Source organism: Sunxiuqinia sp. sy24 (assembly GCF_052677165.1).
In genome coordinates this window covers 90,156-103,473 of the sequence record NZ_JBQYLH010000002.1, presented here as the reverse complement: position 1 = coordinate 103,473, position 13,318 = coordinate 90,156, and the positions used below count along the sequence as shown (strand labels likewise).

At 42.4% G+C, this 13,318-nt stretch carries 13 protein-coding genes; 2 read left to right on the top strand and 11 right to left on the bottom strand.

Annotated features, from left to right (window positions below; translation table 11 throughout):
* Window positions 1-136: 136 nt before the first annotated feature.
* The 5 genes from ACUNWA_RS02620 to ACUNWA_RS02600 form a co-directional block, all read right to left on the bottom strand.
* On the bottom strand, window positions 137-886 hold the full coding sequence (locus ACUNWA_RS02620; RefSeq protein ID WP_445590325.1) for a LytR/AlgR family response regulator transcription factor: 750 nt from the start codon (window positions 884-886) through the stop codon (window positions 137-139).
* A complete protein-coding gene (locus ACUNWA_RS02615; protein WP_445590324.1) occupies window positions 883-1,932 on the bottom strand; it encodes a sensor histidine kinase in 1,050 nt (349 codons plus the stop codon). Before ACUNWA_RS02615 ends, ACUNWA_RS02620 begins: the two co-directional genes overlap by 4 nt.
* Before the next feature lie 8 nt (window positions 1,933-1,940).
* The gene (locus tag ACUNWA_RS02610) at window positions 1,941-2,642 is read right to left on the bottom strand and encodes a LiaI-LiaF-like domain-containing protein (RefSeq protein WP_445590323.1); all 702 of its coding nucleotides are present in this window, start codon (window positions 2,640-2,642) and stop codon (window positions 1,941-1,943) included.
* A gap of 99 nt (window positions 2,643-2,741) precedes the next feature.
* Window positions 2,742-3,140 (bottom strand): hypothetical protein, encoded by a 399-nt coding sequence (locus ACUNWA_RS02605; protein ID WP_445590322.1) that lies wholly within the window; start codon window positions 3,138-3,140, stop codon window positions 2,742-2,744.
* A gap of 160 nt (window positions 3,141-3,300) precedes the next feature.
* Window positions 3,301-4,998, bottom strand: coding sequence for a glutamine--tRNA ligase/YqeY domain fusion protein (locus ACUNWA_RS02600; RefSeq protein WP_445590321.1), 1,698 nt, complete (start codon window positions 4,996-4,998; stop codon window positions 3,301-3,303).
* Between the two features lie 228 nt (window positions 4,999-5,226).
* Here ACUNWA_RS02600 and folB point away from each other — a divergent pair, with 228 nt between their 5' ends.
* Window positions 5,227-5,577 carry a dihydroneopterin aldolase gene (gene folB, locus ACUNWA_RS02595; RefSeq protein WP_445590320.1) on the top strand — a complete coding sequence of 117 codons (351 nt, stop codon included), beginning with the start codon at window positions 5,227-5,229 and terminating at the stop codon, window positions 5,575-5,577.
* A gap of 101 nt (window positions 5,578-5,678) precedes the next feature.
* Here the strand turns inward: folB and ACUNWA_RS02590 are convergent, their stop codons facing one another.
* Together ACUNWA_RS02590 and ACUNWA_RS02585 are read right to left on the bottom strand one after the other, a co-directional pair.
* The gene (locus ACUNWA_RS02590) at window positions 5,679-7,187 is read right to left on the bottom strand and encodes a GDSL-type esterase/lipase family protein (protein WP_445590319.1); all 1,509 of its coding nucleotides are present in this window, start codon (window positions 7,185-7,187) and stop codon (window positions 5,679-5,681) included.
* Between the two features lie 130 nt (window positions 7,188-7,317).
* A complete protein-coding gene (locus tag ACUNWA_RS02585) occupies window positions 7,318-7,560 on the bottom strand; it encodes a hypothetical protein (RefSeq protein ID WP_445590318.1) in 243 nt (80 codons plus the stop codon).
* Between the two features lie 166 nt (window positions 7,561-7,726).
* Between ACUNWA_RS02585 and ACUNWA_RS02580 the strand changes: the two genes are divergently transcribed.
* Window positions 7,727-8,335: an RNA polymerase sigma factor gene (locus ACUNWA_RS02580; protein ID WP_445590317.1), complete on the top strand. Its 609-nt coding sequence runs from the start codon at window positions 7,727-7,729 to the stop codon at window positions 8,333-8,335.
* Here the strand turns inward: ACUNWA_RS02580 and ACUNWA_RS02575 are convergent, their stop codons facing one another.
* The 4 genes from ACUNWA_RS02575 to ACUNWA_RS02560 all read right to left on the bottom strand — a co-directional run bounded on the left by ACUNWA_RS02575 (window position 8,336) and on the right by ACUNWA_RS02560 (window position 13,272).
* On the bottom strand, window positions 8,336-9,625 hold the full coding sequence (locus ACUNWA_RS02575; RefSeq protein WP_445590316.1) for a DUF3472 domain-containing protein: 1,290 nt from the start codon (window positions 9,623-9,625) through the stop codon (window positions 8,336-8,338).
* Between the two features lie 147 nt (window positions 9,626-9,772).
* The gene (locus tag ACUNWA_RS02570; protein WP_445590315.1) at window positions 9,773-11,212 is read right to left on the bottom strand and encodes a M60 family metallopeptidase; all 1,440 of its coding nucleotides are present in this window, start codon (window positions 11,210-11,212) and stop codon (window positions 9,773-9,775) included.
* A 92-nt stretch (window positions 11,213-11,304) separates the two neighbouring features.
* Complete coding sequence (locus ACUNWA_RS02565) at window positions 11,305-12,000, bottom strand: hypothetical protein (protein ID WP_445590314.1); 696 nt, start codon at window positions 11,998-12,000, stop codon at window positions 11,305-11,307.
* A 105-nt stretch (window positions 12,001-12,105) separates the two neighbouring features.
* Window positions 12,106-13,272: a DUF5126 domain-containing protein gene (locus ACUNWA_RS02560; protein WP_445590313.1), complete on the bottom strand. Its 1,167-nt coding sequence runs from the start codon at window positions 13,270-13,272 to the stop codon at window positions 12,106-12,108.
* Window positions 13,273-13,318: the final 46 nt, after the last annotated feature.

Here is a 13,318-nt window from a genome sequence, read left to right as displayed (position 1 = left end):
AAATAGAGTTTATCTAATGCTCGCAATATGAAAGCCAATGTTTGTATCGGTTTTCTACCCACACAAAGAATCAGGAATCGATGAAAAGCAGGAAGAAGAAGTACGTTTTCCTTGAACAAATCAGACTGAATCCAGCCTAAAAATGCAGACTATCTTTAATCTTCTTATAACCGGTTTTACTCACCTTCAATTTCGTTTTATCCTTGAGAATGACCACATACGATTCTTTTTCATATTGCTGAATTTCAGCAATATCATCGACATGCACAATGTAAGACCGGTGGATACGAATAAAATCTTTCGGATTAAGGTGCGACTCAAAGTATTTCATGGTTTTTTGCTTCATGTGCCGCCCATCCCGTGTGTAAATCAACACATAATCATCCAACGACTCAATGTACCGAACCTGCCCGACAGGAATGATATTAATCTTATGCCTATCTTTCACCACAATCCGGTCGAGGTACTCCTGCACGGCATAAGTGCTTAACTGCTCCAGTTTATCCGCCGTGTTTTCCTCCTTACCAATCCGGTCCACCACCTTGTCAATGGCCCTCAGCATGCGTTCTTTCGAAAATGGTTTAAGCAAATAATCCACCGCATTGTAATCAAATGCTTTTAAAGCATATTGATCGTAAGCTGTCGTAAAAATAATTTCCGGCTTATGGTCCAGCAGTTCCAACATTTCAAAGCCCGTAATTTTGGGCATCTGAATATCCAGGAAGACCACATCCGGTTTTAACTCGTTAATTTTCTGAACGCCTTCAAACCCATTTTCACATTCGCCGACCAACTGAAGCGTTGGGTGATCTTTCAAATAGCTCTTGAGCAGATTTCTGGCTAGCTCCTCGTCTTCGATGATTAATGCTTTCAATGTCTGTTTCATGCCGGTATCGTCTTTGGAAGTAATAATTCAACTTTAAAACGTGTCTTATAGTCCGTTAGTTTCAGCAGGTCGGCTGACCCATAAATCAATTTCAACCGATGCTTTATGTTTTGCAACCCAATGCCTTCGCCCTTGTTTCGGACTGATTCTCCATCGTAATCATTTTCAATACAGATCAGAATATGATTCTCTTTGATTGTACAGCTGGTAGAAATGCTCACCGGTTCTGTCGCTTCATAAACACCATATTTTATCGCATTCTCAAACAAAGGTTGCAGAATCATGTTCGGAATCTGACACGCTTGACAAGGCTCTTCAACGCTAAACACCGGGTTCAATTTCTTGCCAAAGCGAACTTTCTCAATACTCAAATATAGCTTGATATTTTCCAACTCATCGGCCAAGGAGACCGATTCATCCTGATCGTGCTGCAAAGAATAACGCATAAACCGGGATAAGTTGATCACCATTTCCTGTGCCTTCTCCGGAGCGCTAATGGTTAGGGAAGCAATGGAATTGAGGCTGTTGAAAAGAAAGTGTGGATTAATCTGTGATTTGAGGGCACTAAGTTCGGCTTCCCGGACCAAAGCCTTCAACTCTGCTTCTTTCTGTACTTTTTCTTTCAGACTTTGGTAATAGTTGATGGAGTAGAAAAACATCACATAAATACTATACATCACATAGCCTGAAAAAATTTTGTTGGGTAAAGACTCATACAGCAACTGCAACTGGCTATCATCAATTATTTTAACAAACATAAAGCCCAGGTAAAGCCAGATTGCATTAAGCAAACTGGCCGCAATCAGATGATAAAGCATCATCCATAACAGATCCTTCTCTTCCAAACTGTTATACTTAATAACAAACCAAATACTGGCCCCCAAGATCGGATACAAGGCAAAAAAGGGAAAGGCGGACAAGAACGCCGTAGTCAGATCGGTACCAAACCAAAGGTTTTGAACCACGACATTGACCGTGCCAATTGTTAGCCAAAATACTCCATAATAGAGCATCAATGTTTTATTATTGATAAAGGGATGCCTCATGCGTTGAACTAAACATGCTTAACCTCAAAACCTCCCAAAATCGTAAATCCTCGAATAACAAGTGTTTTTGAAGGATTATACTGACTGTGCTGAAACGTATCGCCACGCTTGTCGGTAAAAGCGCCAAACATGGTTGTTACCTCATTCCGAACATTCCACTCCAAGGGTACTTTAATGCTGCATCCGCCAAATATCGAGAGCGAGTCAATAACTGCACCTTGGGGAGCTAGCTGCGATTGCCGAAAATCATACTCAATTCCTCCAAAAATGGAAGTCGCTCGTCCCCCTTTCAAATTCTGTGAGTTGATAAATATTTCGCGACCTCCGAAGATGACAAAATCGTCAAACTGATCAAGATCCCTGCCTCCTATTCCCTCTGTTGGCTGGGCTCCCGACCCGCTGTGTCGTAGGAGAACAAGCACTCCTCCCGCCACCAAAACCATAGGCCAGTATAAACGACGTAATTGTCGGGGCACCTCAATAAATTCCGGTAGCAGGAAAAAACCGCCAATGGCCATTAGAATAAGTCCTCCGGTTCGGTTACCGCCAAGCCACGAAATAATGCCAATGGCAACTAATAACATCTGCCACGAAATCAACAGATCGACAATACTCCATGGAATCAGACCTAAGCGTTCAAGAATCATAAATCCTCCAATGGCGATCAATACAACCCCTAAATAAAACCGTTTATTCCTCTTATTGTCCATAACCTAGTATCTTAATATAGCTTCTATAATAGTTAAATTCTTCGCTGAAAATCATTTTCTTCCGACAGGTGCAAAAAAGATTTGTCCCGCTCCCCTGCTCTAAAGAATTCGAATAATCAGGATAATCCCAACCAGCAGCAAAATGACCGGTAAGAAGAGAATGGTCAGTATTCCCGGAATGATGAAATGCGGCAGCAGAAACAATACGGCCAAAACGATCAGCAAGGTGCCAATCAATCGACGGCCAGCAAGTAACAGAATGCCAACAATGAGCAAGATAACCGGCCAGGTAATGGTAACTGCTCCAACATGAAAGATGTTGAAAAAGTTTATTGCACCCTCTCGAACCGCATGCCATCCCGGCAAACCAATGTGCCAGCCAAATTCTTTCAGAATCCAAAGAATACCAATAATGATCAAAACAGTTCCTAAAAAAGATCCATTCGATTTTCGTTCTCTTTGGGAGTGCTTGTCCTGTCTGTAATGATGATTTTCCATAATTGCTCCACTTAAATTTCCATCGTAAAACTAAGGATTCCAAGTTTTCGATTGAAAAAGTGATCGGTTAATGGAAGTGATTAATCGGTAAGAAGCACGATAAACTCATAAAAAAGGCGAGACATAACCTGTCTCGCCCATTTCTATAGTCATTCTAAATTTATTTTCCTTTAAATTTTGCCCAGTTATCGCGCAACTGAGCGGTGCGGTTAAACACCAGCTTTTGCTCTGTGCTGTCTGGGTCAACATTGAAATAACCCAAGCGCTCAAACTGGAACGAGTCCAATGCTTTCGCTTGTTTAACAAAAGGCTCGATGTAACATTTATTGAGCACGGTCAATGAATCTGAATTCATAAACTCTTTAAAATCGCGGTCTTTGTGTCCGTCCGGATTTTCATCCAAAAACAAGCGATCATACAAGCGCACTTCAGCCTCCACATTTTCGGTGGCCGAAACCCAGTGCATGGTAGCTTTTACCTTACGGCCATCGGGTGAATTTCCTCCTTTGGTCTCCGGATCGTAAGTACAATGCAGTTCAATAATCTCACCGTTTTCGTCTTTCACCACATCGGTACAAGTAATGTAGTAAGCATAGCGTAAGCGTACTTCACGTCCCGGTGCCAAACGGAAAAACTTACGTGGAGGTTCTTCCATAAAGTCATCACGCTCAATATAAATCTCTTTGGTGAAGGGAACGCTTCGCTTACCGGCATCCGGATTTTCCGGATTGTTGATGGCTTCCATTTCTTCCACCTGTCCTTCAGGATAATTGGTAATCACCACTTTCAATGGGTTCAGAACCCCCATCACCCGTTGTGCCTTTTTATTCAGATCTTCGCGCACACTGTGCTCCAGCAGCGCTACGTCAATCATGCCATCCACCTTAGTCACCCCAATACGCTCGGCAAAGTTACGGATCGATTCCGGGGTGTAACCCCGACGTCGCAGGCCAGAGATCGTCGGCATCCGTGGATCATCCCAACCATTAACATATTTTTCCTTCACCAGCTCCAACAGTTTGCGCTTACTCATCACAGTGTAGGTGAGGTTTAAACGGGCAAACTCAATCTGACGCGGGCGATATTCACTCTCTTTCAGATGATCGATAAACCAATCGTAAAGAGGGCGATGCACTTCAAATTCTAAGGTACAAACCGAGTGCGTGATTCCTTCCCAGTAGTCACTCTGCCCATGAGCGAAATCGTACATTGGATAAATGCACCATTTGTTGCCTGTCCGGTGGTGTGGTGCATGCATCACCCGATAAATAATCGGATCGCGCATGTGCATATTAGGCGAAGCCATATCGATCTTAGCACGTAAAACACGTTCTCCCTCGTTAAACTCACCTGCTTTCATTCGCATGAACAGGTCGAGGTTTTCTTCCGGCGTACGCGTACGACATGGGCTTTCCACGCCAGGCCGCGTTGGCGTTCCTTTCTGACTGCTAATTGTCTCCGCATCCTGATCATCGACATAAGCTTTTCCTTCCTCAATCAGTTTTACGGCAAACTCGAACAACTTGTCAAAGTAATCAGAAGTGAAAAACTCCCGGTCACCCCAATCAAATCCTAACCAACGTACGTCTTCTTTAATCGAATCAACGTATTCCGTTTCTTCTTTGGACGGATTGGTATCATCAAAACGAAGATTTGTCAGCCCGTTGAACTTCTGAGCGGTACCAAAATTCAAACAAATTGATTTCGCATGTCCGATATGCAAATAACCATTAGGCTCGGGCGGAAACCGGGTATGTACGTTTCCATCATTCTTCCCTGCTTTCAGTTCTTCTTCAATAATTTGGTGGATAAAATTATTTTTAACCACCGGCTCTTTTTCAGGAGTTTTCTCGCTCATAGAAGTTTTCAATTAATTAAGGTCACGGACCTATTCATTATTTTCCGCATCGCCTATATCACAAGTTATTAATGACTCAAATCACGACAATGGATGATTCACTGCATTTATAACGCACAAAAATATAAAATGATTCTGCACAAATGGTTTTAAGTCAAACAAAATCTTTTTCTAAAAAAGAAAAATTAATTTTGTCCCTGTTAGTTTACCCTTTAAAAAGCATGGAAAATGGGACAAATTGATTTGGAAGGATTGGAGTTTTTTGCCTATCACGGGCATTATCAGGTCGAGAAAGAAGTAGGTAACAAGTTTATTCTGAATGTAAGTCTTCAAACCGATTGTGAAGCTGCTGGGAAATCGGATCGCTTGGAGGATGCCTTAAACTACCAAAGAGCTTATGAGCTGATTAAAGAGGAAATGGCCATTCCCTCGGACTTACTGGAAAACGTAGCTACCCGCATCGTAGACCGACTATACGATTCTTTCCCGCAAATTGCGCATGCCAAAGTGAAAATTTCGAAGATGAATCCCCCCATGGGCGGACAAATTGAAAAGGTAAGCCTAACGATAAGTCGGTGAAGTATAGCTTGAGTAAATGCAAAGAAGCTATTGGCTACTTTCGGCAAGCTCAATAGCTACAGCTTAACGTAAACGGGGAGTTCTCCCAGGTACAATTCAACTTAGTTTAAATTGACATAACCCGAAAGAGCACAGGAACGAAGCTTTTTGATTTCTTTGGCTAGGATCAAAGCATTCAGCCGGGCCCCGGCTTCATTGGAATAGTTCGAATTGTCCCCAAAAAACTGGTTGACAATTTCAGGCCCCATCGCCTCATACTCAAGAGCAATGGAATTATTCAAATCAATAAAAAAGACATTCTCAGCTTCGGCCACTTCTCTAGCCCATTGTCCGGAAGTGTCACCCACACGTTTCACCATTCCTCCTGACCATTCATTGTGTAGAAGTGGTGAAATAAGAATAACTGACACCCCTTTGTTTTTTGCATCTTTAATGTATTCTTCCAGAAACTTGGGGTAAGAATGATTCGTTTCTTTGGTGCCATTTTCACCACTCTCTTGCTGGGGTTCACCACCTGATTCCGGCTCCGGGCTCAGATATTGAGTCTGTTCACTACCGACCTTTTCACGCTGCCCAAGCTGAATGAGTAGAAAATCGTCTTCATTCATCTGCTCCAGAACTTCACTCCAATGAGCTTGAGAATAGTAATTCCATCCATTATGGGGGGAATGGCACGGATTCAAAATATCTAGTCGGCTAGTATCCAAATAAACTGGCAGCTCGCGGGCCCAGCCAACGACCTTGCCATCACCTCGCGCCACATTGGAATCCTCAAAGAAGAAAACATTTCGCTTCACCGGAAAGAGGATTCTTGGCGCCTCCAGCAAATAATCTTTCAATTTACAAATAGTAGATTCATTCAAGCCCTCGACCACCAGCGAGGCTGCGAAAACGGCTCCTTGAGCTGATGTATGCGTTTGATCGTGCTTAAAGAAATAGTTACCGGTTACCGAATCTTCTCCCACAGCTTCCATCGCCAATGCCATCTTCTCATTCAGGTCAATAAACTCCACCTCTTCAAAGGTAGCGACTTCTCGCGCCCACTCGCCATAAGTGGCATCGTTACGCACAACTTCGCCGTTCACCCAACGATTTCGGGGAATAGGGGACAACACCACAGGAATGGCTCCTCTTTCTTTCGCGTCAATAATGTATTGCCGAATATACCAGCCATAGGTGTGAACTACTTTATGCTCGCCCGTGAGCAAGTTATCAATTTCCTCCATTTTATCGCTGATACCTTCGAAGGTGCCTCGCGTCCGAAAATCATCATTAACTGGATCGGCATCGTTGTGGCCGAACTGTATCAGCACATAATCTCCGGCTTGCAAATTGCGCAACACTTCATCCCAAAGCCCTTGGGTCCGGAAAGTCCGGCTGCTGGTTCCTCCCAAGGCATGATTTTCAACACGAATTTTAGTCGTATCAAAATATTGCGCTAAAGGATCGCCCCAGCCCCACAATCCGTCAGCACCATCACCACGACCGTTTTTCACAGTGGAATCACCAATAATGTAACCAGTCGGTTTTTTGTTTTGAACTTCCTCTTCGGCTGGTTGGCAACCAACCAAGAGACCCATCAACATTAAAAAGCTTGTGATTCGTACCATGATTTCAAATCTTTGGTTCTACCTCAAAGACAGTGGAGCTGAAGTCAAAACTCTCCGCTTCGTGAAGTTACAAACAAATGACTAGGTTTTCCGTCTTCCAATACAGAAAGTTATGAATTATCCCTGAGTATTATCGGTATAAAACCTGACTGAATAGCCTCCAGACAAAACCCATAAAAAACGGAGAGTAGAAAATAAACTTAGGTAACCCATATTTACCATAACCAAAGCCAACTACAAATCCTTCAAATGCCAAACGTTTATCGAAATAGAGAATCACTGAAATAGTGATATAATAAGGATTTTTCTCATTCAACTCCGTAATCCATGTTTCTGATTTCTGATCCACATTCCTACCATAAAACACCCACATTAACAAAAGTTTTCTGTATTTTTATCACACATGAATTACCTTTTTTAAAGAATCACTAAAGCCTGACTTTAAAAAATTGAAGATTGACATCTTATTCCAAAACTGACATTCGTAGAAAAACAGTCCGATTGGATCAGATGTCAAACATACCTAGCTAATACAAGTAATGAAAGATTCCGAATATTGGAACATTTTTGTTAATGGGCAAAAACAAATTCTTGAAGTCATATATACCAAATACTATGACCACTTATTGAACTATGGATTGAAGTTATATCCTGACACAGATTTCATAAAAGATTGCATCCAGGATTTGTTTGTAAAGCTGTACTCCAGCAAAAACATAAAGCCAACCATGCATGTACGGTCTTATCTGTTAAAATCGATACGGAATATTTTGATTGATAAACTGGCCAAGCAGAAATTACTGGTTTCTGAAAACGATATCTCGTTTCACATGCCCGTGGACGAGGAGGACCTGGAGAAGAAGTTTGGTGGCAACGATGAGGAGGTACTGATGCTAAAAAAGCTGTTGCATTCTTATGATCAGCTCTCGGACAAGCAAAAGCAAATCCTTTATTTTAGATACATTCAGGAGCTTTCTCATAAAGAAATTGCGGAGATACTGGATATCAACGAGCAATCATCGATGAATTCGTCGTCAAGAGCCTTATCCAAATTGCGAAACCTTTTACTGGATAAAGAAAATCAGGTTTTTCTCAGTACCGATGATCTGAAGAAAAACCTGATTCTCTTGTGTATGGTGTCGAAATAGCTATTGCTTGGGCAGGGCTTTAAAGTCGATTCCCGGGTGAGCGATAGGAGACTTTTCGCGGGTAAAAACCGTTCTGTAAGCCGTGTTCTCATCAAAAAAGCCACAGTTTTTCATGACAAACGATTTCCGGTTTTTTGTTACGCCACCGTAATAATCGGCGCGGCGTTTGGCGGCAGCCGTTGCATCGTAGGTAAAGCCGGCCTCGGTTAGCTCTATCCAGTCTCCTTTTTCGGTAACGATCCACTGGTTGGTAAGCTCTACTTCTCGGGTGAGGTGCCCCTGCGAAGGGATAAAGTTCTCGAGAAAAGAATGCGGGCGGGTGTACCATGTTATCTTTTGCGGTCGCGAGAAAGAAGCAATCAGTCGCCAGTTGTTTTGCTCCGGATCAAAGAACCACGAAGTATAAACAGTGGCACCTTCGCGGTTTTGGTCGGGGTGAATCCGGGTCAGAAACTGGTAGGTCTTTCCAGCTTTCCACGGATAGCGCAGAAAACTTTGTCCGCCAGAACCTTCGCCCCCAAATTTTTTGGTAACCACGTCTTTGCCCTTGCCGAGCATGTGAACCTGGGCTTCTACCGGAATTTCTTCGGGATTATCTGTTGAATAAGGACTCCAAACTGAAAACAGGATTCTTCTTTCGGTGGGCGAATTTACCTGGATTCCGCAGTATCCTTCGCCAAAACCGTTGACCATGTAGTAAGAACCGATCACATCTTCTTTTTCAGGTACCATCACTTCGTTGTAGAAGTACTCTACGTTTCCGGCCGATTCGGGAATCGGGTACGAAAGATGAACCGAGGGGCCACGCCGGCCAAAATAGAAATTCTCGGGTTCGCGCACAAAAATCAGCGGTTCCTGTGCTGCTTCGCCTTCAATTATAAGGTCAGAAATATCTGCAAAAACAGAACCTGTGCGCGTTTTGCCTTTGAAATCAATACGTACATGCTGGTTTTCTTTTACCGTTGTACTTCCCACTTTAATGTTTTCCCACGCAGGGTTATCAAGGGTAAGTTTTTGCGCTTTCCCGTTTATGGATACTTCAATTTCGGATTTGCCTTCGGGTGTTCGGGTTTTCAAAGCTATGTCCAAGTTTCCGCTGTGGCCTGTTTTAAACCAGCAGGAAATTACGGCAGCTTTATCGTCCCAGCCGGAAAGGCCGTTTTTGTTGATATCAACGGTTCCTGCTTTTTGGGTAACATAAGCATTCCCGCCAAGTGGAATATTTACTGCTGAACCGGCTGAAAATACATGGTTCAGGATAATAAAAAGAATAAGAACTAAATGCTTCATTTTATTTTGCTTGCTTTTACTATTGACGATTCAAGAGATCGAATTTACTTCTTTTTTTTGAGGAGCCCCGCCGAGGCAGGTATGCGCCGTTTGAAAAGCTGCATACCGCCTTTGCCTGCAGGAACTACCTTTCTCTGTTATTGCTGTCTATTTGTAGTTAGAGACGTTGTTGTCAGTTATTGAATAAATGTTGTTATGCGCGGGTTGCGGATAGTTTTTAGCGGCAATCTCTGCTTTCAGGTTGTCAATTTGCTGCTGGTTGATGGTGAATTGTTTAGTTGCATAATCGTTCACCGTTATGTCTATGGGCGTAAGAAAACCCCAGGCTTCAAAGAAAGCGGTCAGGTCGAGGTTGGCAATGCGACAGGTGGCGCGCACAAAATCGAGCTGATAAAAGCCATCGTTTGTAGCTTGCGAATTGTCCTGGTTCCGCATGTATTCATACAGATCTTTGTAGAAATCCTGTTTCCCCAATGCATCCATCAGGTACAGTTTCAGCTGCCAGAAAGGAATGAGTTTTACAAACACATCCCCGTTTTGGTTGTGGGGAATGCCTTTTTTCGCCAGCTCGTTGAATCCTTTATTGTATTTGTCACCAGAAATAAGGCGCGAGGTATTGCCCCACGATGTTTGTACGTGTAGCGAGTGAATGTTGGTCGTTACCTCGGTCATTCCGATCCATTTCAGGCCGGGGCGGGTTTGGTTGGAGTGACCCACTTCGTGCGCCGGGCCCCAGGGAGATGTGGCGAGTTTATTCAGGCTACACAGATCGTTCATTGTTCCTGTAACATAAGCGGTACGGTAACTGGTCGAATACATGTAACTGTCGGTATAAACCACGTGGAAATACATGCGGTTGTTAAAGGTTTTGTTGTATTTAAACAGTCCCATAAATTCCCATTCCAGGTGAACCAGGTCATCGTATTTGTTGATCAATGCCAGCCCGTCGGGGGTATTCTCCCTGAATTTTTCGGTGGGGAAAGTTAAGTGTGCATATTTTCCCAGAACGTCAAAATGCTTGTAGCTTGCATTACTTAAAAGCCTGCTCCAATCCTCTGAATTGTGTTTCTGACTGTCGAAGTAGCCATTTACTGTGCCGGTTACAAAGTTGATTTTCACCGGGCTTTCTGTGGCGGACTCGGTGTGGTACATCACGTAAACTAAGCCCCCGGAAGTAATGTTGATCTTGTTTAATCCGTTGGCAACCGGATAGGAGTTTCCTCCAAAGCCATTTTCCAAATCCTGGATAACAATTGATACATTTTTGTGATCCGGGTTATTGGCAAAAAAGATGAGTTCATCTCCGATAGAAACAGATATTCCGGTAGGGTTGTCGCGTAAACTGTAGGTGCTTGTTTTGTTTATTTTGGCCATTACGGCAGGATCCTGCCAGGAGCGGTATTCCTGAATTCTGAATTCCTGGTTGTATTCTCCGCGGAATATTTCCAGCGCCATGTCTTTGAAAAAATTGTTTGGGATGGTCATTACGGCCGATTCGCTTGTTCCTGTTTTTAGCTCGGAGCAACTGTTGTCGGTAAAAATCGATAAGAAATCGAAATTATCTGGGTTTTTCTGGTAGAATTCCATTTCTGCGCAGGAAACAAAACCCTGTCTGTCGCCGACACCAGATTTTACTAGGAACCGAATGGTTGTTGGTTTTACCAATGCCGATGAAAACATTAAGCGACTTGGACAGAACTGCCATTAAAATCGTAGTCACCGTATTTGGTAAGAGTAGGATTGTCTTCGGTGGCTACCCACAACTCAAATTCCTTAAATAGTCCGTTCGTCCCGCTCTGTCGTGGATAATAAACAAGATAGTCGATCGCAGAAACATTTGAAAAATGATAATCCAACGTGATAGGAAAGTAATCTTCAGCATGGTTATCCCATTTGGAGTGGTAACCGTTTGTATAATCTCCGTCAAATGATCTTTCGATGCTTGCTCCTGGCTGATAAGATGATGCTTCTGCACCTGAAACAGCAACTTTTATGTCATCTTTAATATCTCCCTGGTACGAATCGAGGCCTGATTGAGAAACCGAGAACGATTTTTTGAGTTCTCCTGCTTTAACCGAAATAATTGCTGCCCGTTCGACGGCTTGTTGATTGGTGGTAGTTTCTACTGTAATTACACCCTCTGCATAACTGGCAGAACACCAGGCAACACCTGATTCGCAGAATACCGGAGATTGATTGGTGGTAATTTCAATCGTTTTTGTTGTGCCGATCCGGTCAAATTCTAGTTTTGAAACCGGAACTTCCAAAACAGTATCGATAATTGGGTTATCTACTTCATTTTTTGAGCAAGAATAGATTATGAATGTTGCGGCAATGAGAATCAATAATTTGTCTCGGAATAATGATATAAGCATTTTGTTAGTCAATTAGTAGTTTCTCTGAGATCGAAAGAATGCCACTTAGGCTTGAATAAGAAAAAAAGAAACCTTTCCATTTTGTAGAAAGGTTTCCTTGAAATTTTATTTAGAACCGTACACAGTTAGCTCTGCTAACATCGTATTATTGTTTCGTCCCTTAAATTTTGGATCAATATACACTTTCAGGTATCGTGCTTTTGGATTAGAAAGCAAACGATAACTCTGAGGATCATCGCTTTCAATATCGAAACTGTACTCCCCTTGGTCTTCCCATTGCCAGGTTGTTGGATCACTAGGCTCTGTAGCTCCTGCTGCAGTACATGTCAGGAATTGTTGACCAATGTGTCCTTTATTATTTCCCTGTCGACGAGTTAATTCAACCCTGCTAACGGTTACTTCTTCACCCATATCAATAATAAACCAATGAGGATAGCTTGCTCCATGTGCCCAATCTGCATTCCAATATGTACTAATATCATTGTCGAAAATGGCAATTATACGTCCGTCCGGCGATCCTCCTTCAGGCGTCGATTGTGATGAATATCCAATTTTTCCACTCGGGGAATCATCCACATAGCCCGGAACTGACCAATTGTCTTTCAATATTTTGCTTTCGGCCAATGGTGTCAATTCAAAACTAACAGGAGTGGATGAGTTTTGGTATTGATCTGATGCTGTTACTTTAAATACAGTTAGACTAGCAGGTAAACCTGATATTATTCCAATTCCTGTTTCGTCGGATGTAAAACTTGCGGTTAAAGTACTTGTCGGATTATCAGGATCAGCATAGTTTACAGAGATTGTCAGCTTTTTCCCTGTATTGTTTGTCCAGCTTACAATACCACCTCCAAAATCGGGTATAACATTGACTGTTGAAACAACTGTTTCGTATGCCGGAGATAGTGGAGATTCCATAATTGTTATTGGTTGAGAAGCTCCTCCCGTTACATTAACAGATCTTAGTTCAAAGTTGTAAGGGTTAGTGTCAGCAAAACCATTTATTGTGACTGTAACATACCCGGAAATGGAATCAACAGCATATTTGGAGATATTCTTACTAAATCTTTTGTCATCAATACTATATGACACATTCACATAGTCAACACTATTGTCTTCAGGCAATCTCCACTTTAAAATAACCGCTCCATAATCGGCTTCGCTACTTGTTTCTAATATCGAAGATGGAATGATAGGATTATCATCCTTATCAGAACAGGATATTACCCCCCATATAAATGACAATAACAATATATTTACTAAAATCTTCATTCGTTTATATTTAAATGTTTGTTGTAATTCATATCATTATCTCAGC

Excerpts from the sequence above, each read along its gene's own strand:
- ACUNWA_RS02620 (WP_445590325.1), bottom strand. The coding sequence starts at position 886 with ATGAAACAGACATTGAAAGCATTAATCATCGAAGACGAGGAGCTAGCC.
- ACUNWA_RS02615 (WP_445590324.1), bottom strand. The coding sequence starts at position 1,932 with ATGAGGCATCCCTTTATCAATAATAAAACATTGATGCTCTATTATGGA.
- ACUNWA_RS02610 (WP_445590323.1), bottom strand. The coding sequence starts at position 2,642 with ATGGACAATAAGAGGAATAAACGGTTTTATTTAGGGGTTGTATTGATC.
- ACUNWA_RS02605 (WP_445590322.1), bottom strand. The coding sequence starts at position 3,140 with ATGGAAAATCATCATTACAGACAGGACAAGCACTCCCAAAGAGAACGA.
- ACUNWA_RS02600 (WP_445590321.1), bottom strand. The coding sequence starts at position 4,998 with ATGAGCGAGAAAACTCCTGAAAAAGAGCCGGTGGTTAAAAATAATTTT.
- folB (WP_445590320.1), top strand. The coding sequence starts at position 5,227 with ATGGGACAAATTGATTTGGAAGGATTGGAGTTTTTTGCCTATCACGGG.
- ACUNWA_RS02590 (WP_445590319.1), bottom strand. The coding sequence starts at position 7,187 with ATGGTACGAATCACAAGCTTTTTAATGTTGATGGGTCTCTTGGTTGGT.
- ACUNWA_RS02585 (WP_445590318.1), bottom strand. The coding sequence starts at position 7,560 with ATGTGGGTGTTTTATGGTAGGAATGTGGATCAGAAATCAGAAACATGG.
- ACUNWA_RS02580 (WP_445590317.1), top strand. The coding sequence starts at position 7,727 with ATGAAAGATTCCGAATATTGGAACATTTTTGTTAATGGGCAAAAACAA.
- ACUNWA_RS02575 (WP_445590316.1), bottom strand. The coding sequence starts at position 9,625 with ATGAAGCATTTAGTTCTTATTCTTTTTATTATCCTGAACCATGTATTT.
- ACUNWA_RS02570 (WP_445590315.1), bottom strand. The coding sequence starts at position 11,212 with ATGGAATTCTACCAGAAAAACCCAGATAATTTCGATTTCTTATCGATT.
- ACUNWA_RS02565 (WP_445590314.1), bottom strand. The coding sequence starts at position 12,000 with ATGCTTATATCATTATTCCGAGACAAATTATTGATTCTCATTGCCGCA.
- ACUNWA_RS02560 (WP_445590313.1), bottom strand. The coding sequence starts at position 13,272 with ATGAAGATTTTAGTAAATATATTGTTATTGTCATTTATATGGGGGGTA.